Source organism: Paenibacillus nuruki, from assembly GCF_001721045.1.
GTDB classification, from domain to species: domain Bacteria; phylum Bacillota; class Bacilli; order Paenibacillales; family Paenibacillaceae; genus Saccharibacillus; species Saccharibacillus nuruki.
The window spans coordinates 133,246-156,353 of sequence record NZ_MDER01000030.1 but is presented as its reverse complement, the minus strand read 5'-3'; the positions used below and the strand labels follow the sequence as shown (position 1 = coordinate 156,353).

Genomic DNA, 23,108 nt, shown 5'->3' with positions numbered 1-23,108 from the left:
TCTTAAATAATCAATATTTATCATTTTATAATGATTATTTAAGATTTATAACTAATGTTACTCCTACTATTCGTTTAGATTAAGTTGATTTTTTATTTGAATATACTTTTGCTTGATTATCTTGAGATCTTCTTTATAACCTGAATTATTAGGTCCTAAAATTTCGTTATACAAATCTTCGTTAATTAACGCATTATACATATCCTCATATAATCGAGCAACATCAATATCTGTTTTTTTATAAAATGTATTAATTGAAATGGTTATCAAAAATAAAGTTTTATTGGACAGCATTAAATACATGTGCCTGAAAAATTTAACATCTATTTTTGTGATCTCTAAATCTTTAAAAATATGTGCAAATCCCTTATGCTGTTCAAGCCTTCCTTCAAATGTAGCATAATAAGGAATACGGACTTCTCCACCATCTACTTGAACCTCAGGCACTTCTGTTTTTTCGGCTTCACCTTCTTCAATAAGACACAGATTTGTACTTCTTACTGCTCCATATTGACATAATAAAATTTCCCAAAACATATGAGGATAGAAAAAACAAGCACTATTGGTACTCAAATGCTCTTTTACATATTCTATCCCTTTATGTTTCTTCAATAGTTCATTCTTCATAATAAAGCCTGACATATAGTTAGATGTTAACATAAACTTCCCTAATGCTTCTTTTCCAGCATTAGCTTGTACATTAACCAAATTAAATTGTGAAGAGGTTGAAGTTCTCATAATCGATAATTGATCTTTAGCGTTGTACAAATTATTCATAACTTTATCTAAATTTTCAAATCGAATTAAATCTTCATCGCTCAAGAGCATAATATATTCGCCTTTAGCTAACTCACATACCTTGCAACAATTGATTGCAAAACCTTGATTTTCCTCATAAGCAAAATACGTTAATCGAGCATCATCTATCTTAGAGATTCTATCGTAGTATGATTTAGTTTCATTTTGAGTACCGTTATTAGATATAATGAATTCAATTTCTTCATCATAATACGTTTCTAAAAGACTCAAAATATTCTGATATGCACGATTCCCTCTATTAAAACTAGGAATACAGACACTTAATAAAATGCGATCTCCAGTTCGATATTCTTTTATTAATCGTTTTTTATGAATACCATCTAACACTTTTTGTATACTATTTATAGGTGTATCGATATTTATAATATTGCGAGGCAGAGACAAGTTAGAATGTTCAATATAGGTCTCCAACTCTGCTAATGTATTGAAGAAAAACATATGTGAGAGCATAGAAGATGTTAGTAAAGTCCCTTGTAAGCAAGAAAAGCTTTTTAATATATCATTGATAACAATATAAGATTCTTTTCTCATTTTTTTTGCATAATGCCCATAACTGAACACATTTGCCCAGTTCCAATTCTCAACAATTAGATAATCTGCCAGCATATCAGTAGTAGGTACAAAAGATATTGATTTATATTGATATAAGATTATTTTATCTTGGATCTTTTTTGTTTTTTTATGATACATATAATATTCATTTTGATTTCCATTAGGAAGCAACCAAAAAGGTAAATCTTCAAAAGCAGGTATCTTTTCACTATCTATGTATGAATGAGATTCTAGCATTTGTAGATTAGCATTATAGATTTCTTTAAATTCGGGTAGATTAGGTTCAATAAGTGCACTCCATAACAGTTCTTCAATTTCATCTTTTGGATATCCATAATTTTGTGCTTGAATAAGCATCTCAAAAAAATAATCATATTCAGCTACACTAAATAAAAAATAGGCAAAAGAAACATAGACTTGTGCTTTAATTTTTGGAGAATTCTGATACATTTTAGATTCTATTTTTTCAACTAATTTAGTATATAAATCATATATTTCATTAGCTGTTTTTACTGCCTTTTCTTCTTCTATATATTTAATTTCATTATCTATCATTTTCTTAAGTTGAGAATCTTTAGAAGAGTTCATTCATATCATCATCCTTTTTTAGATTTAGAATACACTATTTTTATAATAGTTATCTACTTATAACATATAATTTTAGAAATCACTTTTCTCAAAACCATAGATAGGGACTCACTTTTAAACAATCTTACTCTGCAATACCCTACATTTCGAATAGGTTTATGCCGTTAAATTACTTATGAATCTCTTACGAATATTCTTATTTATTGTTGCAGTCAATTTATTAATAAAATAATAATAACTGATATTTATACAACTCATAATTATAAGGGGTGCGCAATGTTAAAACCTGGTACGATCATTAGTATAAACGAAAATCAATATGCACTAGTCTATAGTATTCAAGAAAACGAAGCAGAAGTATATACGCTCTCAACAAATACTCCAGAAACGTATTCTCCTAAATTCCATGTGAGTATAATTAATGATTTGTGGAAAGAGCCTCATTATATCGATGTTCGCTCAAAAATAAAGATGCCTTTAAACCAAATGAAGACGATAGCTTTATTAGAAAAAATAGTTTTTGAACAAGTTATGCGACTAGATATTTTATCTAAAGTAGAAAACTATTATGAATTATTTCATGCCGATCGTAACACTCAATTCAATGAAGATACCTCACCTGTAGTCTATGGCGGACGTGTATATGATGAGAAGGAGATGCGTAGTCTTGTCGATTCCTCCTTAGATTTTTGGTTAACTGCGGGAAGATATAATCAACAATTTGAAAAAGAATATGCTGATTTTCTTGGTGTACGTTATGCTTTGTTAACCAATTCAGGTTCTTCTGCTAATTTACTTGCGTTCTCTGCGCTCACTTCGCCTAAATTAAAAGAAAAGCGCATTCTGCCTGGTGATGAAGTTATTACTGTAGCTGCTGGATTTCCAACTACGGTTGCACCAATCATTCAAAATAATGCAATTCCTGTGTTTGTTGATGTCGAACTGGGCACATACAATATTATGGTCGATCTTATAGAAGATGCTATTACGCCTAAAACTAAAGCTATCATGGTAGCTCATACAATGGGCAATCCCTTTGAACTAGATAAAGTTATGGAAATTGCTGAGCGTTATAATCTTTGGGTAATCGAAGATAACTGTGATGCTTTAGGTTCTACTTTTAACGGTAAGCTAACGGGAACTCATGGACATATTGGAACATCTAGCTTCTATCCTCCCCATCATATGACAATGGGCGAAGGTGGAGCTGTCTATACTAATAATGCATTACTAAAAACCATAGTCGAGTCGTTTAGAGATTGGGGTCGTGATTGTTGGTGTCCATCAGGATGCGACAATACATGTAACAAACGATTTGGTTGGGAACTTGGTTCTCTACCAGCAGGTTATGATCATAAATATACATATTCACATATTGGATATAACCTTAGAGTCACAGATATGCAAGCTGCTGTAGGTGTAGAACAGTTGAAAAAGGTACCTGCTTTTACGCAGGCTAGAAAAAATAACTTTAAACAATTACTTGAAGGTCTTCAAGATTTAAATGAGTATTTTATTTTGCCAAGAGCCACTGTAAATTCCGATCCTAGTTGGTTTGGATTTATTTTGACTGTTCGTGATGGAGTCCATTTTTCTAAAAATGAAATTGTTACTTATTTAGAGTCTCATCGCATTCAAACAAGGATGCTTTTTGCTGGCAATTTAACACGACAACCTGCATTTCAATATGCGAATTATCGCATTCATGGTGAATTAAAAAATACAGATAAAATTCTCTATGATAGTTTTCTTATAGGCGTATATCCTGGACTTACAAATGAGATGATCAACTATATGATCTCTAAAATTAGAGATTTTGTGCTTCAAAAATAAGTTAAGACAGGAGCATTACAATGAAAGTTGTTATATTAGCTGGTGGATATGGAACTCGAATTAGTGAAGAATCTCATCTTAGACCCAAACCTATGATCGAAATCGGACAAAAACCGATTTTGTGGCACATTATGAAGCAATATTCTTATTATGGATTTAATGATTTTATTATTTGTCTGGGTTACAAAGGATTTTATATCAAAGAATATTTTGCACATTATTTTCTACATGAATCGGATGTTACTTTTGATTTTAGAAATGATAATCAATTAGTAACGCATAATCATACAGCAGAGCCTTGGAAAGTAACATTAGTTAATACTGGCCTAGATACAATGACAGGCGGACGGGTGAAACGGATCCAACATCATATCGGTAATGAGCCCTTTATGTTGACCTATGGCGATGGAGTGTCTGATGTCAATATTTCAAAATTAGTAGCAGAACACCAAAGATTCGGTAAATTAGCTACCGTAACTACTGTACAGCCTAGTGGACGATTCGGCTCGCTTCATATTACAGCTGACAATCAAGTAAAAGGCTTTCAAGAAAAACCTAAAGGCGATGGATCTTGGATTAATGCTGGATTTTTTGTTTTGCAACCCGAAATTTTTGATTACATTGCTGGAGACGATACAGTATTTGAAAAAGAACCTTTAGAAAATCTTGCTCAAAGCGGAGAATTAATGTGTTATCGACATGAAGGGTTCTGGCAACCTATGGATACACTACGAGATAAAAATCTATTAGAAGAGTTATGGAAAACAGGAGAGGCACCATGGAAAACTTAATATACGGAAGTGGTGAATAGATCAGTGGTAAACCCTTTATTTTGGAAAGATAAAAAAGTATTTTTAACAGGTCATACAGGCTTTAAAGGTTCATGGTTAAGCCTTTGGTTACATGCTATGGGTGCTCAAGTTACAGGGTATGCTTTACAGCCTGCAACAACACCTAATTTATACGAACTATGTAATCTAAATACATTCATTCATAAAAGTATTATTGCCGATATAAGAGATATTCATACGCTAACTCAAGCGATGCAGCAATCAAAAGCAGAGATTGTGATCCATATGGCGGCACAACCATTAGTACGCGAATCTTATAATAACCCTGTCGATACGTATTCTATTAATGTGATGGGCACTGTAAATGTACTGGAATCTGTGCGTCAATCTCCTGATGTGACTACAGTGATTAACGTAACAACTGATAAATGTTACGAAAATAAAGAATGGGCTTGGGGCTATCGTGAAAATGAGCCATTAGGTGGTTATGATCCTTATTCTAGTAGTAAAGCCTGTTCTGAATTAATTACAAGTGCTTACCGTGATTCCTTTTTACATCATGCTTCAACAAATAGAGCTCCTGTAGCTATAGCTTCTGCTAGAGCAGGTAATGTTATTGGCGGGGGCGACTGGGCGATAGATCGCTTAATTCCAGATTGTGTCCGCTCTATTCTTGCTAATGAGACGATCAAGATCCGAAGCCCTCATTCTATTAGACCCTGGCAACATGTGTTAGAACCATTGAATGGCTACTTAACACTTGCAGAAAAATTATATACTGAAGGTACTGCTTATGCGAGTGCATGGAATTTTGGCCCACATGATACAGATGTCAAACCCGTAAAATGGATTGTCAACGAATTATGTAATCAATGGGGACAAGAGTCTGGTTATGAATTAGAAGTTACTCCTCAACCACATGAAGCACAGTATCTTAAATTAGATTGTTCCAAAGCAAACTCTTTATTGCACTGGTATCCCAAATGGAATTTACAAAAAGCGCTCCAAAAAATTATTGAATGGAATTTGGCATATACTGCCAATAAAAATATGTATGATGTCTGTCTAAAACAAATTGAAGAATTTCAAAACCATTAAACGATTGGGGGGAATTTATAATGAAAATGAGAGTTGCCGATTATATTACTAATGCTCTCTACGAAGCTGGTGGTAAGAATGTTTTTTTGGTTACTGGTGGGATGATTATGCATCTTACAGATGCTCTATATCAACATCCTGAACAAACCTATACTTGTTGTCATCATGAACAAGCTGTTGCTATGGCAGCAGAGGCATATGGACGCTATACTGGTGAGTTGGGGGTTGCATATGTTACAGCTGGTCCTGGTGCGTTAAATACAATTACAGGCGTTGCTGGAGCTTATATTGATTCTTCACCCTCTATTGTTGTAGCTGGTAATTCTAAAGTATCTTTAGCCAAAATCAAAGGCCCACGTCAATTTCCATTACAAGGATTTGATTCACTTCCGATTTTTGAAAAAATTACTAAATATGCAGTGATGTTAGATGATTTGGCTCAAGTGAAATATGAAGTACAAAAATGTATTCATATTGCTAAAACTAATCGCGTAGGACCCGTCTATCTAGAAGTTCCAGTAGATATTCAAGGAGCCACTTTTGACCCTGATCTGTATGAGGATTATATTCCAAAAGAAGTCTCTGTACAGTATTCAATATCAGATCAACAAATTAAAGAAGTGATTGAATCTTTAAAATCTGCTAAACGTCCTTGTTTATTAATTGGAGCCGGTGTTCGATTATCAAAAGGAATGCAAAGTGTTTTTGACTTTCTAGAAAAAACAGGTATCCCTATTATTACTTCTCGTTTAGGAATGGATCTGATTGATCATGATCACCCCTTATTTGTTGGAAGACCTGGAACCTATGGAGATCGTGCATCTAACTTTACCATTCAAAATTGTGATGTGTTTATCAATGTAGGCTGTCGCTTAGGCATCGGTCTGGTTGGTTATGATTATCAAGAATTTGCTCAAGATGCTAAAAAGATTATCGTGGATGTAGATGATAACGAATTGTCTAAACCTTCTATAATACCTGATATTAGGATTCAAGAAGACGCCAAACTCTTTTTTGACAAAATAAATATCGCTTTGCAAGATGTTACGTTTAATTTCTCTGATTGGGTTCAACAAACGCAATTATGGAAAACAAAATATCCTGTCGATTTGCCGGAATATTTAGATGAAACAGAAGGTATTAACTCCTACCATTTTATGACTAAATTTTCTGAGAAAGCTAAATCAGATACTTCTTTTGTTGTAGATACTGGTTCTTGCTTTCATGTGCATGCACAGGCATTTAAAGTCAAATGGGGTCAGCGTCATATTATTACAGGCGGATTGTCTACGATGGGTTACACGCCAGCTTCAGTTGGTGTCTCTATGGCAAAAGATCGTGGAGAAGTTTATTGTGTTACTGGTGATGGTTCTTTTCAAATGAATCTACAGGAACTTCAAACGATTAGTCATAACAAGTTACCTATCAAATTTATCTTATTTAATAATAATGGTTATCTTTTAATCCGTCATACTCAGATTAACCATATGGAAGGCCGAATGATTGGAGAAAGCGCAGAATCTGGTCTTGGATTTGCTAGCTTTGATAAAGTAGCAGATACGTTTGGTTTAGCATATATGAAAATTTCAAATTTAACTGATATGGATACACAAATTAAACAATTGATTGATTATCAAGGTCCTATGATATGTGAAATTACAACTCCAACAAATCAGTTATTGATTCCAAGAGTTGCTTCACAAAAGTTGGCGGATGGATCTATGAAATCTATGGCATATGATGATATGTATCCTTTTCTTTCCAGAGAAGAATATGCTGAGAACTGTCTCAAGTAATGCATTAGGCTCTAATTCTAATGTACTGGAGGATGGCAAAATGAATCGTAGCAAAAAGTTAAAAGTCGCTATCTTGGGTAGTGGAAATATAGGCACAGATTTATTAGTTAAAATTATGCGTTCTGATTATTTAGAGTGTACTTATTTTGTAGGTCGTAATGAGGAATCTCATGGTATTCAAAGAGCCAAAAATCTTGGTGTGCGAACATCTACAAATAGTATAGATACATTAATTGAACATGCAGATTCTTATGATCTAGTATTTGATGCAACTTCAGCTACAGGTCATATAATACATGCACCTATTTTAAAAGCACTCGGAAAAATGGTGATTGACTTAACACCTTCTAATATAGGTGAGATGTGTATACCCGCAGTGAATATAGATTCTTGTATACATTTAGATAATATTAATCTCGTAACATGTGGCGGACAAGCATCTATTCCTCTGGTATATGCTATTGCACAAACACAAAAAGATATTCAATATATTGAAGTCATTTCCAGTATTTCCTCCAAAAGTGCCGGTCCTGCTACACGTCATAATTTAGATGAATACATTGAAACCACAGAAAATGCTATACGCAAATTTTCTGGATGTGATGAGGTAAAAACGATTATTAATCTAAATCCAGCAGAACCATGTATCGATATGCAAACAACTATTATGGCTATAGTCGCTAATCCGGATATTGTGAAATTACAGCAGTTTTTGGATCATACAGTAGCCTATATACAAAAGTATGTACCTGGTTATCAATTAATAATGACGCCTACGGTTGAAAATGGACGGTTAATTATTATGGTAAAAGTCAAAGGTAGAGGCGACTATCTGCCTCAGTATGCAGGTAATCTAGATATTATTAATTGTGCAGCTATTGCTATAGCTGAAGAGTACGCTCAAAAAAAGGTTGAAAGAGGTGCTTTTATATGAAGCATCTTTTAATTAGTGATCCTACGCTGAGAGATGGATCACATGCAGTACAGCACCAATTATCGTTAGAAAATATATTGTTTTATGCAGAATATGCAGAAAAAGTAGGCATCCCTATTTTGGAAGTAGGTCACGGCAATGGGCTAGGTGCTTCTTCTTTACAACTGGGTCAAAGCCTTGTTTCAGATTCAGAATTATTAGAGAACTGTCGACTCAAACTAACCAATACCAAATTAGGCATTCATGTTATTCCTGGATTTGCTACAATTCATAAAGATTTAAAAAATGCGTTAGATATTGGTGTAGATGTTATTAGAGTGGCTTCTCATTGTACAGAAGCTGATATTACCAAACGTCATATCGAATATTGTCGTCAGCATGATCGCGAAGCATATGGTGTATTGATGATGTCTCATATGGTTTCAGCAGCCGTGTTGGTAGAGCAAGCTCAAAAAATGGAGAGCTATGGTGCACAAGCTATTATTATTATGGACTCTGCTGGTGCTCTTTTGCCATCAGATGTATACGAAAAGATATCAAATTTAGTCCAAAACCTTAATATTCCTGTAGGATTTCACGCACACAACAATTTAGGTATGGCGATTGCAAATTCATTAGAAGCAATACGAGCGGGTGCAACCATACTGGATGGAACTTTACGTGGTTTTGGTGCTGGTGCTGGAAATGCTCAGCTAGAAGTATTGGTAGCTGTCTTACACAAAATGGGTTTTGATACTGGAATCGATCTATATCAATTATTGGATTTTGCCGATCTAGCAGAACGTACCTTTATCACAACACCGCATATCAATTCTGTCAGTGTCATTAGTGGATTAAATGGTGTATTTTCTGGTTTTGCTAAGCCGGTTGAACGTATTGCCAAAGAATATAATGTAGATCCTAAAGATATTTTCTTTGAATTGGGTCAACGTAAAGTTATTGCAGGTCAAGAAGACTTTATTCTTGAAATTGCACTTTCTTTATCCCAAAAGGGGCTGAACATTTCTGAATAACCATATTCTATTGCAAATAGCAGTTTTGGGAGCAACAGGGCATATTTCTAAAAATCTAATCTTCGAGATGAATCAAAATCCAGATTATCATCTTCATCTTTTTGCTCGACAACCTAAAGAACTAGAAATATTTTTAGCTTCCTATACTTTTGAAAATGATCGAATCACTGTGTGGCATATTAACGAATTTGGTACAGATCATTATGATGTGATTATTAATGGAATTGGAATTGGTAACCCCAAGCTTTTAATGCAAGAACCTTTTGCAGTATTTCGTTTGACAGAAAAGTTTGATAATGTAGTTTTAGATTATTTACAAAAGCATCCACAGGCTTTGTATATTTATCTAAGCAGTGGCGCAGTCTATGGATCAGATTTTGTAACAGCTACAGAACAACATTCTACTTCTACCATTCGCATTAATTCTGTTACAACGAATGATTATTATCGTTTATCCAAACTTAATGCCGAAGTTAAGCATCGTGCTTATACTTCATTTCATATTGTCGATTTGAGAATTTTTAGTTTTTTCAGTTCATTTGTAGATCTAACAGCATCTTATTTTATGAATGATATTATCAATGCTATACGTCGTGACGAACCGCTTGTAACAGATGCTAATGATATGGTTAGAGATTATATTCACCCTTCAGATCTTGCTTCAATTGTACAAATATTGATATCCAAACGTAAGCTTAATGATGTGTTTGATGTATATAGTATGAATCCTGTATCAAAGTTTGAAATTATAACATATTTCGAGAAAGCGTATGGTCTTAACTATACAATTAATCATCAAGCGCAATATTCTCCAACAGGTACCAAAAACAACTATTATTCAAACTATAAAAAACTAGCCGATCTTGGGTATAATCCAACGTTTACTTCATTAGATACACTCATAATGATGACTGATCAAATATTGAGTCAAAATAAGACTTAATATTTGATCTTTTTAATATACATATACTTTTTTAATTTCCTTATTGATTAAGATTTGGTTAAGATATAGATGTATCATCGTGTGGGCAAAGACAGATACTTCATATCGTATTGGCGGATACTCAATGAACAGGAGGCGTTACATATGGCTTTTACGATTAATAACCTTACCGATAACAGCAATACGGTGATCAAAGACAAAGTGGGTAGCTTCACAGTCTTGGAGTATATCAAAGATCTCAGTTGTACCTCGGTGGGCGAAGCGACTGCTCAATATTATATGTCCAAAAGCAACATGCACCGCAAACAATTAATGATCGAGATTAACAATAGTGAAATTATGATGCGTGCTGGAGCAATGCAGTATACGGTCGGTAATATGGAAATGACGACAGGCGTCAAAGGCGCTGGTGGAGCAGTACGTGGTTTCCTTAGTGGAGCGGCAACAGGTACAGGTTCGATCAAGCCACTCTATAACGGAACAGGTACGATTCTATTAGAACCAACTTACAAATATATCTGGTTAATTGATGTTGATAACGATGAAATTGTCATGGATGATGGATTGTTTCTGGCTTGTGAGACGACACTCAAAATCGGCGTTGTCGCCCGTAGTAACTTTTCTTCTGCTGTACTTGGTGGTGAAGGATTATTTAACATGAGCGCTAGTGGTAAAGGTGTTATTGCTCTCGAAGCACCTGTTCCTGCTGAAGAAGCAGTAGTGATTGAACTGCAAAATGATGTGCTGAAAGTCGATGGGAACTTTGCGATGATGTGGTCGAATACACTCAACTTTACAGTCGAGAAATCAGGCAAAACCAAAATGGGTTCTATGGCATCTGGCGAAGGATTAGTGAACGTCTATCGTGGTACAGGAACGGTCTGGTTAGCTCCACCTTCTAACTAATACACATTAGACTCTTCTTCATGTGGTATCACAAAAAAGGTAAAGAACGCTTTTAAGCATTCTTTACCTTTTACTTTATGACCAACTTCTAAGATCTACATACTATATTACGCCGCTCCGAAAATCTTCATAAGACCCATAATGATAATTCCTACAGCGCCAAAGTCCGTATCGCCAAAGGTAGAACCACCGAATCCAAACTGTGTCAGGAAGATTAGCAGTATAGCGGGTAAGAAGCTAATCAATAATCCATTGGCAAACGCACCCATCATTGCTCCACGCCGTCCACCTGTTGCATTACCGAATACACCTGCCGCTGCGCCTGTGAAAAAGTGAGGAACCAATCCAGGAATAATCACTTTTAAGCCGACAGCCGGTAAAATAAACATCGATAACAACCCAGCTAAAAAGCTAAACAAAAAGCCGATAATAACTGCATTCGGTGCAAAAGGAAATACGGTCGGGCAATCGAGGGCAGGCTTCGTATTGGGAGCCCATTTCTCGGCAATTCCTTTAAACGCAGGTACAATCTCTGCAATCAACATCCGTACGCCGGCAAGAATAATGTATACGCCTGCTGCAAAGGTTATCGCTTGAATCAGAGAAAAGACGATAAAGTTAGAACCACCAGACAATTCCGTCTGAATATACTCTTGTCCTGCAAATAAAGCTACAACAATAAAGAAGATCGACATCGTTAGGGATACTGCTACAGAAGTATCTCGCAAAAAGCCTAACGATTGGGGAACTTTGATCTGCTCGGTTGTTTTTTCTTTATTTCCAAACCATTTACCAATCGTAGCGGAGACAAAGTAACCGATCGAACCAAAATGCCCGACAGCAAAATCGTCGCTACCTGTAATCTGGCGTACATACGGTTGTAAAATCGCCGGGAATACCACCATACATAATCCCAAAATAATTGATCCTACAATCACCAGTGGTGCACCACTCATACCACCAACGGTTAAAGATACCGCAATGAGACAAGCCATAAATAAAGTATGATGTCCGGTTAAGAAAATGTATTTTAGCGGTGTAAAACGTGCCAGTATAATATTAACGATCATCCCGAAAACCATAATAAGAGCCGTAGACGCTCCGAATTGACTTTGCGCTGCCGCAACAATCGCTTCATTGGTCGGGATAATGCCGGGAACTTGAAAAGCATGCGTAAACATTTGACCAAAGATATCTAGAGCACCTGTTAATACGGTTGCCCCTGCTCCAATAATCACAAAACCCATAATCGTTTTGAGTGTACCGGAGACGACGGTAGCAATAGGCTTGCGCTGTAAAAGAAGTCCGATAAGCGCAAACAGTCCAACCAGTATCGACGGTGTGCCTAGAATATCGTTCATTATTAAATTCATCATATCGGCTCTACCTTCTTCCCTAAAATTAAGCTAGAAGCGGTTCTAATTTGGATTTAATTTCAGGGATACTCATCATATTTTCAAGGGATACGACAGTACGACCCCCATCACTGAGTTGTGCCATAATATCTGCCGCGCCGATAAAGATATCAGCTTGTTCGGATTTGGCTGACGATAGATCGGTGTGATCCACATCTGCTACTTTGCCCATTTCAGTTAATGCTTTCTTGATATTGATCTCCATAATAAAGCTGCTTCCCAATCCGTTTCCACATACGACCATAATTTTCATTCTGTTTCCTCCTTAGAATAGTGATGAATATATTGCATGAGTACATTTTTATCTGGACTGTTCAAAATATCTTCGATATTGGATGGCTCACCAAGCAGATGTGTCAATTGCACCAGTGCTCGCAAATGAGACGAACGGTCTGCCGCCGCCAAAATAATTATCAAACGTACAGGCTTATCCGGGGCAAAATAAACCGCTTCTTCTAAGCGCAAAAAGCTCATGGATAACGAGCGTACCCCTTGATCTGGACGAGCATGTGGAATCGCTACTCCTGGTGTAATCACCACATACGGCCCATTTTGCTCAATCGATTGGATCATCGCTTCAATATATTCTTCTTCGATCGTACCCATCTCTAATAATGGCTGAGAGGCTACTGCAATCGCTTCTTTCCAATCACTGACATTGGACTGGAAAGTGATCGTCTTTTCTGTAATCAATTGTTCCAGCACAGGTTTCTCTGCCCCCTCTAGGGAATGCTTATTTGTTCTATGCGTATAGGTATAAATGTGTGTTTGTAAGGCTTTTTCTAATTCATCCGGTTGCAAAATCGTAGCATGCTGACCAATCACTTTGAGCAGTGAAGCGGTATCTACTTTTTCAATCGTGTATCCGTATAATTCTTGCATCACTTGTTGTCGTAGCTTTTGTTTATCTGGAATCTCCATAATCGGTGGAACCACGAACAGTGGCGCAGAGGTTCTCAAATGTACCGTAGAGAACACCAGATCATAACTCAAGTTATAATTCGCCATACCTCGCACCGACAAAGCATCTAAAAACAACAGCTCAGGAAACATTTCACGTAGCGTATACATCAGAATATGACTGATTCCTATCCCGTTCGCACATACGACAATGGCTCGCTTACGATCATCCAGTACCGTCCCCTGCCTGCGTAGCCATCCACCAAAATGAATCGTAAAGTAAGCGGCTTCATCTTCAGGCACTTTGACCCCAATACTTTTTTCAAGTGGAATCAACGCTTTGTGAGTTAAATGATGAAGTTCAGGATAGACCTTCTGAATCCGCTCGGTCATATGATTGATCAATGAAATACCGTACAACATGCGGTAATAGGCAGGTCTTAAATGCACATATAGTTGCTGATACAGCACGTCTTGGTCTTGCAGACTGACACATGCCCACCGTTCAAATTCGGACACAATCTCACGAATTAACTGCTGGATGACTTTATCTTCTTGTAGTGGTGAGATATCTCGTGTGCGGTTCATACTAAGCAAATGCAGCGTCGCATACAGACATTCGTTTTGATTCCATGGCTGTCTAAAAGCAGACGATTGAACCATTTGCTTCACCAGTTGATACTCCTGTGTGCCGGTTAACTCTTCCCAACTTTGTTGTACCGGTAAAGTAGAACCTTTGCCAATCAGTTGATCGGTACATAGCATCAGGTAGGTCAGTTCTTGTAGACGCTCATCAGCAAAGCTAATAGCCAGTTGATGCTCTACATGTTCCAACTGCTGACGGATCTGTTCCAGCTGTTCAGCTTGCTCTTCCCAGATACATTGAATAATCAATAAATGACTGGGGCTATTCAACACTTCTGGCAACCATTCTTCGATCAAATGGCGTTTGCGATGGTTGCTTCCTTTGAGCACGTACCCATCTTTTTTTGAGTACTCGATCGACAGCTTATAGGTATGCAATTTCAACTTGAGTCGTTGCAAATCTTTGAGTACGGTATTACGAGATACGCTGGCGATCGACTGAAAGTGATACACCGACAGCGATTCCGGACTTAATAGCAACAGCAGTCCGAATACCTTTTCCCGATCTCCTTCTGAAAAGAGATATGAGCGCTTGGTTAACTTTACAGGTACGTCTTCTGCTCGTATCACATCGGTTAAGTAGTAACCCACTTGCCGATCGTACGAGATCACCGAGTAACCGTGATGCACTAACCAATCATTTATTTTGTTAATACTGTATTGCAATTGTCTTCGGGTAAGCTCCATATGAGTTTCCAATTCGAACATCGTAAGCGCAGATGACTGTTGGAGTAATTGTAAGATGCCGGCACTTCGTTCATCTAAAATCATCTTTGTGTTGCCTCCCTTGTGATAACGATACAATAATACATAACAAATCTATACTGTTTTTGAGTCCCTTTATTGTCGACTAATCTGCACAACAATATACACTTCCTTTGCCAAGCAGATTCAAAAGGAACGTATTTACAGGAATTAAAAAGAAGTTACTGCTTATCATATTGATCTCCTTGTCAAAACAACAGTCTTATATATCAAGCCATTCCAACAACAAGAAGTTTCACCCAGCGATTGGTTATCCTATCCTTATTTGGAGCTACCTTATTCCGTCATCAGCCTCAACTAGGGATCGCTATCACTCCTATCAAAAAACGTTCCCGAATATCTCTACGGGAACGTTTTGGAATCCTTTTATATGTTGGTAATACGTGCTGATTGGTTGATTAACTCGTGAAATATTACTTCTCTTTATTGACCACGCAAAGCCAGTATTCTAGCAATATTTTCACAGGTACGTTCTACATTGTGTGGCCCTGCTTGCAATAAAGAAGGAATATCAGACGCTCCAGGCACAATCCCGAATATGGCATCGATCCCTTCATCGTATAATGTATCAATACCTTCTCCAATATAACCCGCAATCGCAATCACTTGTTTACCTGATGCCTGTGCAGCTCGAGCCACACCGTAAGGTGTTTTACCGAATGTGGTCTGAGAATCGATTCCACCTTCACCTGTAAATACAAAATCAGCTTGTTTTAATTTCTCTACTAAGCCACTATATTCGATCACGATATCGATCCCTTTTTGCAAAACAGCTTGTGTAAAAATCATCAATCCTGCACCTAATCCACCTGCCGCCCCTGCACCCGGAAGATAAGCGATATCTTGATCCAATTGTTGCTTGACCACGCTAGCATAATGATTTAAATTATCATCCAATTGCTGGATCATCTCAGGTGTAGCTCCTTTTTGTGGACCAAATACCCGTGAAGCTCCATCTTCACCACACAATGGATTGGTGACATCACAAGCCACAATCAACTGCACTTCTTGCAGACGTGGATCGAGTAACGAGATATCAATCGTTATTAATCGATTCAGATCACCACCGCCTCGCGCAAGCGGTTGCCCCTCAGCATCAAGAAAGCGCACTCCTAAGGCTTCCGCCATTCCTGTGCCACCATCATTTGTCGCACTTCCACCGATACCAATAATGATCTTGTTCATCCCACGATCTATACATGCTCGAATCAATTCACCGGTGCCGTAAGTCGTTGTTATGAGTGGATTACGAGTATTCTGATTGACATGATGGATACCACTTGCTGAAGCCATCTCGATCACACCTGTACTACCATCGCCCATAATACCGTAAACAGCGGTTACAGGTGTTCCGAGCGGACCTGTCACTTCTTTCTGATACAATTGTCCACCTGAAGCATCGACTAGCGATTGAACCGTACCTTCTCCGCCATCTGCCATCGGAACATGGATATATTGTGCTTCTGGATAGACTTTACGTAACCCTTTTTCCATAGCGATACAGACTTCTTTGGCAGTCATACTTTCTTTGAATGAATCGGGTGCTAATAAAAATGTTGGTCTATTCATCTTCTCACCTCACTACAGTATAAATCTGTAAAGGATCGTCCATTCTTCTATCTGTATTTCTCGTATTTTTTTGTTGAACATACAATTAGTATAGCGCTATTAAATTCAAAAAAATATTGATAAAAAGACGAAATGGATTGTGCAAATGACCTATACATTTTATCATCATCGCTTGAATGTTTATGCGTCCAATTCATTTCATTGAGGGTAATAGACAAAGAAGCATATCACAGAATACATATTATCTTTTATCTATGAAAGGAGCTAACTGCTTGAATCCATCGGCGATGTTATTTTTGAAAAATGGTCTACGATTATTACGACCGGTTGCTGTTATTGCTTCTAGTGTTGTCATTATCTTTTCAGGGGTTTTTCCACTTTTTGCTTATTATGATCTGCCTAATGGAGTCTTGAGTGCTGTCTCCTTGTTGTTACTGGTAGGTTGCTTTGTTATTCATGGTGCATTAACCCATGCACTGAATGACTATACCGATTACTTATCAGGGACAGATCAACATAGCCCTGCTTACTTATCCGGGGGTAGTCGCGTTATTCAAGAAGGTCGTATCGCTCCGCATACACTCAAATGGATCGGTTATGGGCTTGCAATCGGGTTATTAGTCATTGCTGGAATCCTTGCTTTGTTCGGTTATTATCCGTTAGCGTTATTGCTGGTAATCGGTGTCTGGGGAGCCGCTTCGTACTCGCTACCACCGTTACGATTCAGTTATATTCCATTGGCAGGTGAATGGTTAAGTACATTTCCATCTGCTTTTTTCTTAGGATTAGCAGGCGTCTGGATCATGTTAGGCGATTTTCCAGAATGGGCAGTCCAAAATGCAGTTATCAATGCGCTCTATTGTATTGCATGGGTAATGATTCACCATATTCCTGATCTACAAGCCGATCAACAAGCTTCTCCAGTGAAGCGAACAAGTGTAGTCTGGTCAGTGGCTATGTTCGGTCCGAAATATAGTGCATTGCCTGCGATTGTATATATGATTTTGATCGGATTATGTGGATTATGGTTAGGTACAGATCGGTTATGGGCAGCGATCGGAGTGGTTATAATTGTGGTTTTGTCTATCTTTTTTATTATCAAAACAGATACACAGAATGCAGAGCAAGTGACTACTTGTGAGAAAAAATTGTTATTGCTCGCTATGATCAATGCAGTATGGTTGGGTGTGTTTATCTAAATAACAAAAAGAGTCGATACCGTCTAGCTTCATCATCGGTATCGACTCTTTTATTACACATTTCTAATTACGTCCTACTTTTAATAAGCTTCAAAGTAACTTTGAATGGTCGTAGGATCTTTGGTCTGAGTAAGTGCTAGCATCAACAGAATACGGGCTTTCTGCGGATTAAGCGAATCTGCATATAGTGTTCCAATTTCAGCATCCGAATCTAACGGAGTGACAACACCGCTACCTGTACGTGTAGAACGAACTACGGTTACTCCTTGATCAACAGCCCTAGCGGCACCTTCACTTGAACGTGTAGATAAAGATCCATTGCCACTCCCTGCCACTACAATGCCTTTAGCGCCTGAAGCTACTGCCGCATCATACAGATAACTACCATTATTTTGATATTCGTATAAAATATCAACCTGTGGTAATTCCGTTATGCCTTTCACATCAAAAATAGTATTGGCTGTGTGTTTGCGTGTAGATTGATTATAAAAGTACACTTTATCGCCTGATACTACACCAAGATAACCTTGTTCTACTGATTTAAATGTATCTGTTCCTGTGGTGTTAGTTTTGGTAATATAACGTGCTGCGCCAATCCGATCATTGAGAGCAATCATCACACCTTTGCCAGTGGCTTCAGGGTTACTCGCAATTTTGACCGCATTGTATAAGTTAAATGAACCATCCGCACTGATCGCTGTTGCTGGACGCATTGCGCCTACAACGACTACAGGCTTATCACTTTTGACAACTAAATCTAGAAAATAAGCCGTTTCTTCTAATGTATCTGTACCATGTGTCACTACAATCCCATCGACATCATCTGAAGCCAGTAACTCATTGATCCGATTGGCTAATTGGAGCAAAACAGCATTGTCTATGTCAGGGCTACCCACATTAGCAATTTGTTCGCCACTAATATCTGCTACTTTTTTCATTTCAGGTACCGCATTGATCAGTACATCAATCCCTAGTGCACCTGCTTTATATCCAGTTACATCGGTGTTGGATTCGGAAGAGCCAGCAATCGTTCCGCCTGTAGCAAGAATCTTGATCTTAGGCAAAGATGTTTGTACAGCTGTAGTCTGAGAAGTGGTGCTCGTTTCTGTTGCCGCTGATACCGAATAGCTCATGACAGGCATTAACAATACCGCTGTTAACATCGAAATACACCATTTTTGTTTCCATTGTACTGATAATTTCATATCCATCCCCCTCAATAAGTAGATCATACTGACATCATCGTAAATTTTATGTAACTTAATATCACATTAATGTAATATTAATATTGATTATAACGATATAACGTGAAATAACTCAATACTTTTGTATATTTATGCAAATAATATGTTATTTTATATAACACAAAATAAGGATATCAGCTTATTTATCTGATATCCTTATTTTCATGTTAGGTTATATTTATATATAGTATAAAAAGATTATTGTGCCGTATCTGATGTGCTATCTGTTGTTGTGTTGTTCGTCATATTTCTAGACGGTCTTTGACCTCCGCCTCCGCCCCCACCAAATCCTGTATTAGCTGTCGTCACACCTGATTCGTTCACCCATGTGATCTGGCTCGCCAATTCAAAATCAACCACTTTAGTACCACCTGTGTATTCACCGTCTGTATATAGTCCATCTGTTGCTGTACCTGTAGATGTTCCACCTGTATAGATAGAATATGAACTACCTTTCACTAGATCCGGTGAGCTAACTACAACCGATTGGTAATCTTTTGTCGGTGCCAAAGTTAATATATTTTTACCTGCGCTATCTTGAATATGAACTAATGTGCCTGCATTTTGAGTGGCAGAATAACTCATACTGATTGCCGCTTGAGTAGAATCATCAGAAGGTGCTTGAGTCATGCCTGAACTTCCGACAGCAACTACATATCCACCTGTCATCTCAAAAGTACCATCATAATCGAGTGAACCATTTCCATTCGTTGTTGGGCCGTTCACGATCACAGTTCCGCCTGACATTGTGATAGATCCATTGGAATCTAATCCATCGCCTTGAGCATTTACAGTGAGTGTACCACCTGTAATATTTAATAAAGCATTTTGAGAACTTCCTTGACCTCCACCGAATCCACCTGGAGGCGCGCTGTTACCTGCTGGATCGGTTGCTGTAGATGTAGGATCTGTAGACGTTGTTGCTGTCGTACTGGACTCTGTTGGAGTTGGTTCTGTTGTTGAAGTCTCTGTCGTTGTGGTATTCGCATCACCCGAAGCATTTACACCGTCATCAGAAGCTATGACATTGGTGTCTCCACCAGATACATTAATATTGATTGCTTCTAACCCTTCGTAACTGGTTGTAATATTGATTTTGCCACCCGAGATATTCAGATCCACATCAGCATGCATAGCATCATCGCCTGTCGCAATTTCAAGTGTACCGCCTGTGACATGTACAGTTGCATTACTATGAACAGCATCATCTGCGGAATCTATTGTGAACGTACCCTCATTAATCGTGATATCGCCTGTTGCTTTCAGCCCTTTGGTACTCGTTGATTCGGTAGCTGTTGCATCGGTATCAGTTGAAGATGTTGTTGTCTCTGTAGACGTTGTGGCTGTAGCTTGAGCATCTTGAGTTTGTCGTCCACCGAATCCTCCGCCTTGACCGGGTTGCTCTTCAACTTTTGCTTCCGCTTGAGTATGACCTCCACCAGATACAATATTAAATGTTCCATCGTCGATCACTAATTGCTTTTCAGATTGAATACCATCGTTGGTCGATTGAATATCAAATGTCCCGCCTGCAATAGCGATAAATCCTTTATCGGCATCAGTATCATTCGTCGATTTAATACCATCGCCACCCGCTACAACATGGAATGTACCCTCTTCGATCGCAACCATATCTTTACCTACAATCCCGTCATCTTTTGCTGTGATATTCAGTGTACCGGATACGATTTTTAGATCATCTTTACTTGTGATTCCATCTTTATAATTGGCGTTGACCAATAATGTACCTTCCCCATTGATCGTTAGATCGGCTTTGCTAAAAATCGCTGCGCTAGGCTCGTCTGTGGTATCATCTGCTAATGTATACGTTGCCCCATCCGTGATCACATTTTCAGTACCATCGGCTAATGTAATAAATGCTTTTTTAGCTTCTTTGATATAGATTGGCGCGCTATCGTTATCTGTAATCGTTACGCCATTCAATACCAGTATCACATCTTGATCATCCTGTGAATCGACAACAATTTGTCCGTCTGTCAGTTCACCACTAACCACATACGTACCACCTGCGGTAATTGTAATGATGCTACTGGTTGCAGTTGCGCCATTGCCTGTAATCGTAGCACTGGAGCCTGTTAATTGAATCGCTGTATAGTCGGATGATTTCCAATCGATAGCATCATCGCCACTGTCAAAAGTCACTAGATCCGAGACTTTCAACGCCGTGGAAGAGGAAGCAGTTGTTGCTGTTGTAGACACTGTAGCGGTTGAGCTAGTTGCCGCCGCTAATGCCTCGGTTGCTGTCGGTGTGGCTGAACTGCAAGCTGATAATGCCAGTGTACTGAGAAGAACAATGCTCAAGTTCGTTTTTGTTATCCATTTTTTCATCGTAATCGTTCCCTTCGATTGTTGGTTGGAGTGTGGTGATTTAATACGCTTCTGCCGCTGTTGGGCTCATCGTTAAAGACAGATCGAGGTTGCCATTTCTGCACCGGATCGCATCTAGAAATTCTTTCTGGTTGGTGACTTGGTTCATCGTAACCAGATAGACCAGTTCATACAGACTTCCAAGCTCGGTCGTTCTAATTTTTTTCAAATCATACTGTACGTTAAATTGGTTGAAGACTTCAGCAAATGCTTCATCATATGCTAAATTTTCAGGAATCGTGACTTTAAGTGTTTTTTGCAATTTTTTGCTAACGCCAAATTTGAAGCGATTTAACACAAACATCATCCCACATAGAATGATAGTGAATAGTACTGCATAACCGAAATAGCCTGTACCACAAGCCAGTCCTGCTGCCATTGTGAACAATACATAAGCGATATCTTTCGGATCGCCAGGAGCACTTCTAAAGCGAATAATCGAGAAGGCACCGGCAAGACTGAACGCTCTTGCGATATTGCTACCGATCAATAAAATGATGATAGCGACGATGACAGGAAGCAGTACCATCGTTAACGTGAAATTCTGTGAGTACCCGCTCGGGTTAGTTTTCATATACGTAAAGCTAATCAATCCGCCTAGAACAATAGCGACAAATATCGTGAGTAACGAAGTGGTTAACGTTAGGTCTGTTGTCGTTGTAGCCGCAGTCAGTAATGAATCAAGCATAAAGAATGCTCTCCTTTTCAGTTGGAATCGTTTCTACAGGTTGGTTTAATCTTGATTTCAATAGTTGTTTGTATTCGTTGCCGTATTTGGAAAAGCTGGTACGGTACATCTGATGCTCGGACAACTTTTGCGATAACCATAATGGAATTGTTTTTTCCGCTTTGACTTCCATCAGCCATTGTCCTTTGTCCATCAGTTGGTCGCCATAATCGCCTTGTTCTAATTTCAGATCGTAGCGTCGGGTACGGATATTGCTATCAAATGTAATTCGTAGATCACGATTGTGCTTGCTGAATAACGCTTTGCGATCATAGGAGAGATACAATTTAGGTTCCAGATCATAAATTTGCAAAAAGTAAGTCAGTTCATTCAGTACCTGCTGATTCATATACTCTTGATACAGTGGAGCAATACCGGTACGAACAAATTCATACGCTTCATCTAGCTTTAACGCTGTACGGCGTTTGTTCACCAGTCCCATCACTTTCTTTTTGATCTCTAGATATACTTTGGCATGTTCACCAGGAACACCGTAAGCGCGTAAGCGCAATTTTTCTTTATATTTGGGTTTGGAAAGACTCATCCGAATCAAGGAATCATGCGGTGTATCAAAGTACAGATTGCTGATCGAGTAGAAATCATGTTGCTTGCAATATTCATCGACTTCCATATGTTCCAATAATTCGTTATACAATTTGAAGTAAGACTGAGTGTCCATCAAATATTTACTTTCGTAGCGGTTAAATACTTCGATTGCCATGTGGATCATTTCCTTTCGTGTATACATGTATTGGTGTGACTTGATTAGTTTTTTTAAAAATACTTTTAAGTATATTGAGCTTGAATAAAGTGTTGATATTGTCGTGTGTTAGTGTGTCTCGATTGCTTATATTTGAATCTTACAGCCCTAACCTTTAGTGAATCTTAAATGTTTTACATTGCGAAAACATTTCTATAAAACACAAAAAAGCCATGACGCATATAGCGCACATGGCAATAATGAATAATGTATATGATTCGCT

18 protein-coding genes are annotated in these 23,108 nt (G+C 38.0%); 9 read left to right on the top strand and 9 right to left on the bottom strand.

Going from position 1 to position 23,108, the window contains the following annotated elements; translation table 11 throughout:
* Positions 1–66: 66 nt before the first annotated feature.
* Positions 67–1,959 carry a glycosyltransferase gene (locus tag PTI45_RS05300; RefSeq protein ID WP_069326500.1) on the bottom strand — a complete coding sequence of 631 codons (1,893 nt, stop codon included), beginning with the start codon at positions 1,957–1,959 and terminating at the stop codon, positions 67–69.
* A gap of 276 nt (positions 1,960–2,235) precedes the next feature.
* Between PTI45_RS05300 and rfbH the strand changes: the two genes are divergently transcribed.
* From rfbH to PTI45_RS05260, 8 genes are all read left to right on the top strand, one after another.
* Positions 2,236–3,792: a lipopolysaccharide biosynthesis protein RfbH gene (rfbH, locus tag PTI45_RS05295; RefSeq protein WP_083243363.1), complete on the top strand. Its 1,557-nt coding sequence runs from the start codon at positions 2,236–2,238 to the stop codon at positions 3,790–3,792.
* A 20-nt stretch (positions 3,793–3,812) separates the two neighbouring features.
* A complete protein-coding gene (gene rfbF, locus PTI45_RS05290) occupies positions 3,813–4,583 on the top strand; it encodes a glucose-1-phosphate cytidylyltransferase (protein ID WP_069326499.1) in 771 nt (256 codons plus the stop codon).
* A 12-nt stretch (positions 4,584–4,595) separates the two neighbouring features.
* The gene (gene rfbG, locus PTI45_RS05285) at positions 4,596–5,681 is read left to right on the top strand and encodes a CDP-glucose 4,6-dehydratase (protein WP_245703427.1); all 1,086 of its coding nucleotides are present in this window, start codon (positions 4,596–4,598) and stop codon (positions 5,679–5,681) included.
* 20 nt (positions 5,682–5,701) lie between these two features.
* A complete protein-coding gene (locus PTI45_RS05280; RefSeq protein ID WP_083243362.1) occupies positions 5,702–7,477 on the top strand; it encodes a thiamine pyrophosphate-binding protein in 1,776 nt (591 codons plus the stop codon).
* Between the two features lie 40 nt (positions 7,478–7,517).
* Positions 7,518–8,411: an acetaldehyde dehydrogenase (acetylating) gene (locus PTI45_RS05275; RefSeq protein ID WP_069326497.1), complete on the top strand. Its 894-nt coding sequence runs from the start codon at positions 7,518–7,520 to the stop codon at positions 8,409–8,411.
* Complete coding sequence (dmpG, locus tag PTI45_RS05270; RefSeq protein ID WP_069326496.1) at positions 8,408–9,424, top strand: 4-hydroxy-2-oxovalerate aldolase; 1,017 nt, start codon at positions 8,408–8,410, stop codon at positions 9,422–9,424. Before PTI45_RS05275 ends, dmpG begins: the two co-directional genes overlap by 4 nt.
* Positions 9,425–9,449: 25 nt before the next feature.
* Positions 9,450–10,367 carry an NAD-dependent epimerase/dehydratase family protein gene (locus PTI45_RS05265; RefSeq protein WP_175425121.1) on the top strand — a complete coding sequence of 306 codons (918 nt, stop codon included), beginning with the start codon at positions 9,450–9,452 and terminating at the stop codon, positions 10,365–10,367.
* A gap of 144 nt (positions 10,368–10,511) precedes the next feature.
* Positions 10,512–11,273, top strand: a complete 762-nt coding sequence (locus tag PTI45_RS05260) for an AIM24 family protein (RefSeq protein ID WP_069326494.1) — start codon at positions 10,512–10,514, stop codon at positions 11,271–11,273.
* Positions 11,274–11,380: 107 nt separating this feature from the next.
* On the opposite strand, the gene PTI45_RS05255 is transcribed toward PTI45_RS05260, so the two are convergent.
* The 4 genes from PTI45_RS05255 to PTI45_RS05240 form a co-directional block, all read right to left on the bottom strand.
* Positions 11,381–12,649 carry a PTS ascorbate transporter subunit IIC gene (locus PTI45_RS05255; protein ID WP_069326493.1) on the bottom strand — a complete coding sequence of 423 codons (1,269 nt, stop codon included), beginning with the start codon at positions 12,647–12,649 and terminating at the stop codon, positions 11,381–11,383.
* Between the two features lie 25 nt (positions 12,650–12,674).
* Positions 12,675–12,941: a PTS sugar transporter subunit IIB gene (locus PTI45_RS05250; protein WP_069326492.1), complete on the bottom strand. Its 267-nt coding sequence runs from the start codon at positions 12,939–12,941 to the stop codon at positions 12,675–12,677.
* Complete coding sequence (locus PTI45_RS05245) at positions 12,938–15,004, bottom strand: BglG family transcription antiterminator (RefSeq protein WP_069326491.1); 2,067 nt, start codon at positions 15,002–15,004, stop codon at positions 12,938–12,940. The genes PTI45_RS05250 and PTI45_RS05245 overlap by 4 nt, the downstream gene beginning before the upstream one ends.
* A 417-nt stretch (positions 15,005–15,421) precedes the next feature.
* Positions 15,422–16,567 carry a glycerate kinase family protein gene (locus PTI45_RS05240; RefSeq protein WP_069326490.1) on the bottom strand — a complete coding sequence of 382 codons (1,146 nt, stop codon included), beginning with the start codon at positions 16,565–16,567 and terminating at the stop codon, positions 15,422–15,424.
* Positions 16,568–16,821: 254 nt separating this feature from the next.
* Between PTI45_RS05240 and PTI45_RS05235 the strand changes: the two genes are divergently transcribed.
* Complete coding sequence (locus PTI45_RS05235) at positions 16,822–17,766, top strand: prenyltransferase (RefSeq protein ID WP_069326489.1); 945 nt, start codon at positions 16,822–16,824, stop codon at positions 17,764–17,766.
* 80 nt (positions 17,767–17,846) lie between these two features.
* Here PTI45_RS05235 and PTI45_RS05230 read toward each other — a convergent pair whose 3' ends face one another.
* The 4 genes from PTI45_RS05230 to PTI45_RS05215 all read right to left on the bottom strand — a co-directional run bounded on the left by PTI45_RS05230 (position 17,847) and on the right by PTI45_RS05215 (position 22,846).
* On the bottom strand, positions 17,847–18,929 hold the full coding sequence (locus tag PTI45_RS05230) for a type II asparaginase (protein WP_069326603.1): 1,083 nt from the start codon (positions 18,927–18,929) through the stop codon (positions 17,847–17,849).
* Positions 18,930–19,208: 279 nt separating this feature from the next.
* Complete coding sequence (locus tag PTI45_RS05225) at positions 19,209–21,359, bottom strand: carbohydrate-binding domain-containing protein (RefSeq protein ID WP_069326488.1); 2,151 nt, start codon at positions 21,357–21,359, stop codon at positions 19,209–19,211.
* Positions 21,360–21,399: 40 nt separating this feature from the next.
* Positions 21,400–22,086 carry a DUF4956 domain-containing protein gene (locus PTI45_RS05220; RefSeq protein ID WP_069326487.1) on the bottom strand — a complete coding sequence of 229 codons (687 nt, stop codon included), beginning with the start codon at positions 22,084–22,086 and terminating at the stop codon, positions 21,400–21,402.
* Complete coding sequence (locus PTI45_RS05215) at positions 22,079–22,846, bottom strand: polyphosphate polymerase domain-containing protein (protein WP_069326486.1); 768 nt, start codon at positions 22,844–22,846, stop codon at positions 22,079–22,081. The genes PTI45_RS05220 and PTI45_RS05215 overlap by 8 nt, the downstream gene beginning before the upstream one ends.
* Positions 22,847–23,108: the final 262 nt, after the last annotated feature.

What these genes read in the sequence shown, in the direction of transcription:
- PTI45_RS05260 (WP_069326494.1), top strand. Translation starts at nt 10,512, where the DNA reads ATGGCTTTTACGATTAATAACCTTACCGATAACAGCAATACGGTGATC.
- PTI45_RS05245 (WP_069326491.1), bottom strand. Translation starts at nt 15,004, where the DNA reads ATGATTTTAGATGAACGAAGTGCCGGCATCTTACAATTACTCCAACAG.
- rfbH (WP_083243363.1), top strand. Translation starts at nt 2,236, where the DNA reads ATGTTAAAACCTGGTACGATCATTAGTATAAACGAAAATCAATATGCA.
- rfbF (WP_069326499.1), top strand. Translation starts at nt 3,813, where the DNA reads ATGAAAGTTGTTATATTAGCTGGTGGATATGGAACTCGAATTAGTGAA.
- PTI45_RS05300 (WP_069326500.1), bottom strand. Translation starts at nt 1,959, where the DNA reads ATGAACTCTTCTAAAGATTCTCAACTTAAGAAAATGATAGATAATGAA.
- PTI45_RS05235 (WP_069326489.1), top strand. Translation starts at nt 16,822, where the DNA reads ATGAAAGGAGCTAACTGCTTGAATCCATCGGCGATGTTATTTTTGAAA.
- PTI45_RS05255 (WP_069326493.1), bottom strand. Translation starts at nt 12,649, where the DNA reads ATGATGAATTTAATAATGAACGATATTCTAGGCACACCGTCGATACTG.
- PTI45_RS05280 (WP_083243362.1), top strand. Translation starts at nt 5,702, where the DNA reads ATGAAAATGAGAGTTGCCGATTATATTACTAATGCTCTCTACGAAGCT.
- PTI45_RS05275 (WP_069326497.1), top strand. Translation starts at nt 7,518, where the DNA reads ATGAATCGTAGCAAAAAGTTAAAAGTCGCTATCTTGGGTAGTGGAAAT.
- PTI45_RS05250 (WP_069326492.1), bottom strand. Translation starts at nt 12,941, where the DNA reads ATGAAAATTATGGTCGTATGTGGAAACGGATTGGGAAGCAGCTTTATT.
- PTI45_RS05215 (WP_069326486.1), bottom strand. Translation starts at nt 22,846, where the DNA reads ATGGCAATCGAAGTATTTAACCGCTACGAAAGTAAATATTTGATGGAC.
- PTI45_RS05240 (WP_069326490.1), bottom strand. Translation starts at nt 16,567, where the DNA reads ATGAATAGACCAACATTTTTATTAGCACCCGATTCATTCAAAGAAAGT.
- PTI45_RS05220 (WP_069326487.1), bottom strand. Translation starts at nt 22,086, where the DNA reads ATGCTTGATTCATTACTGACTGCGGCTACAACGACAACAGACCTAACG.
- PTI45_RS05230 (WP_069326603.1), bottom strand. Translation starts at nt 18,929, where the DNA reads ATGTTAACAGCGGTATTGTTAATGCCTGTCATGAGCTATTCGGTATCA.
- PTI45_RS05225 (WP_069326488.1), bottom strand. Translation starts at nt 21,359, where the DNA reads ATGAAAAAATGGATAACAAAAACGAACTTGAGCATTGTTCTTCTCAGT.
- dmpG (WP_069326496.1), top strand. Translation starts at nt 8,408, where the DNA reads ATGAAGCATCTTTTAATTAGTGATCCTACGCTGAGAGATGGATCACAT.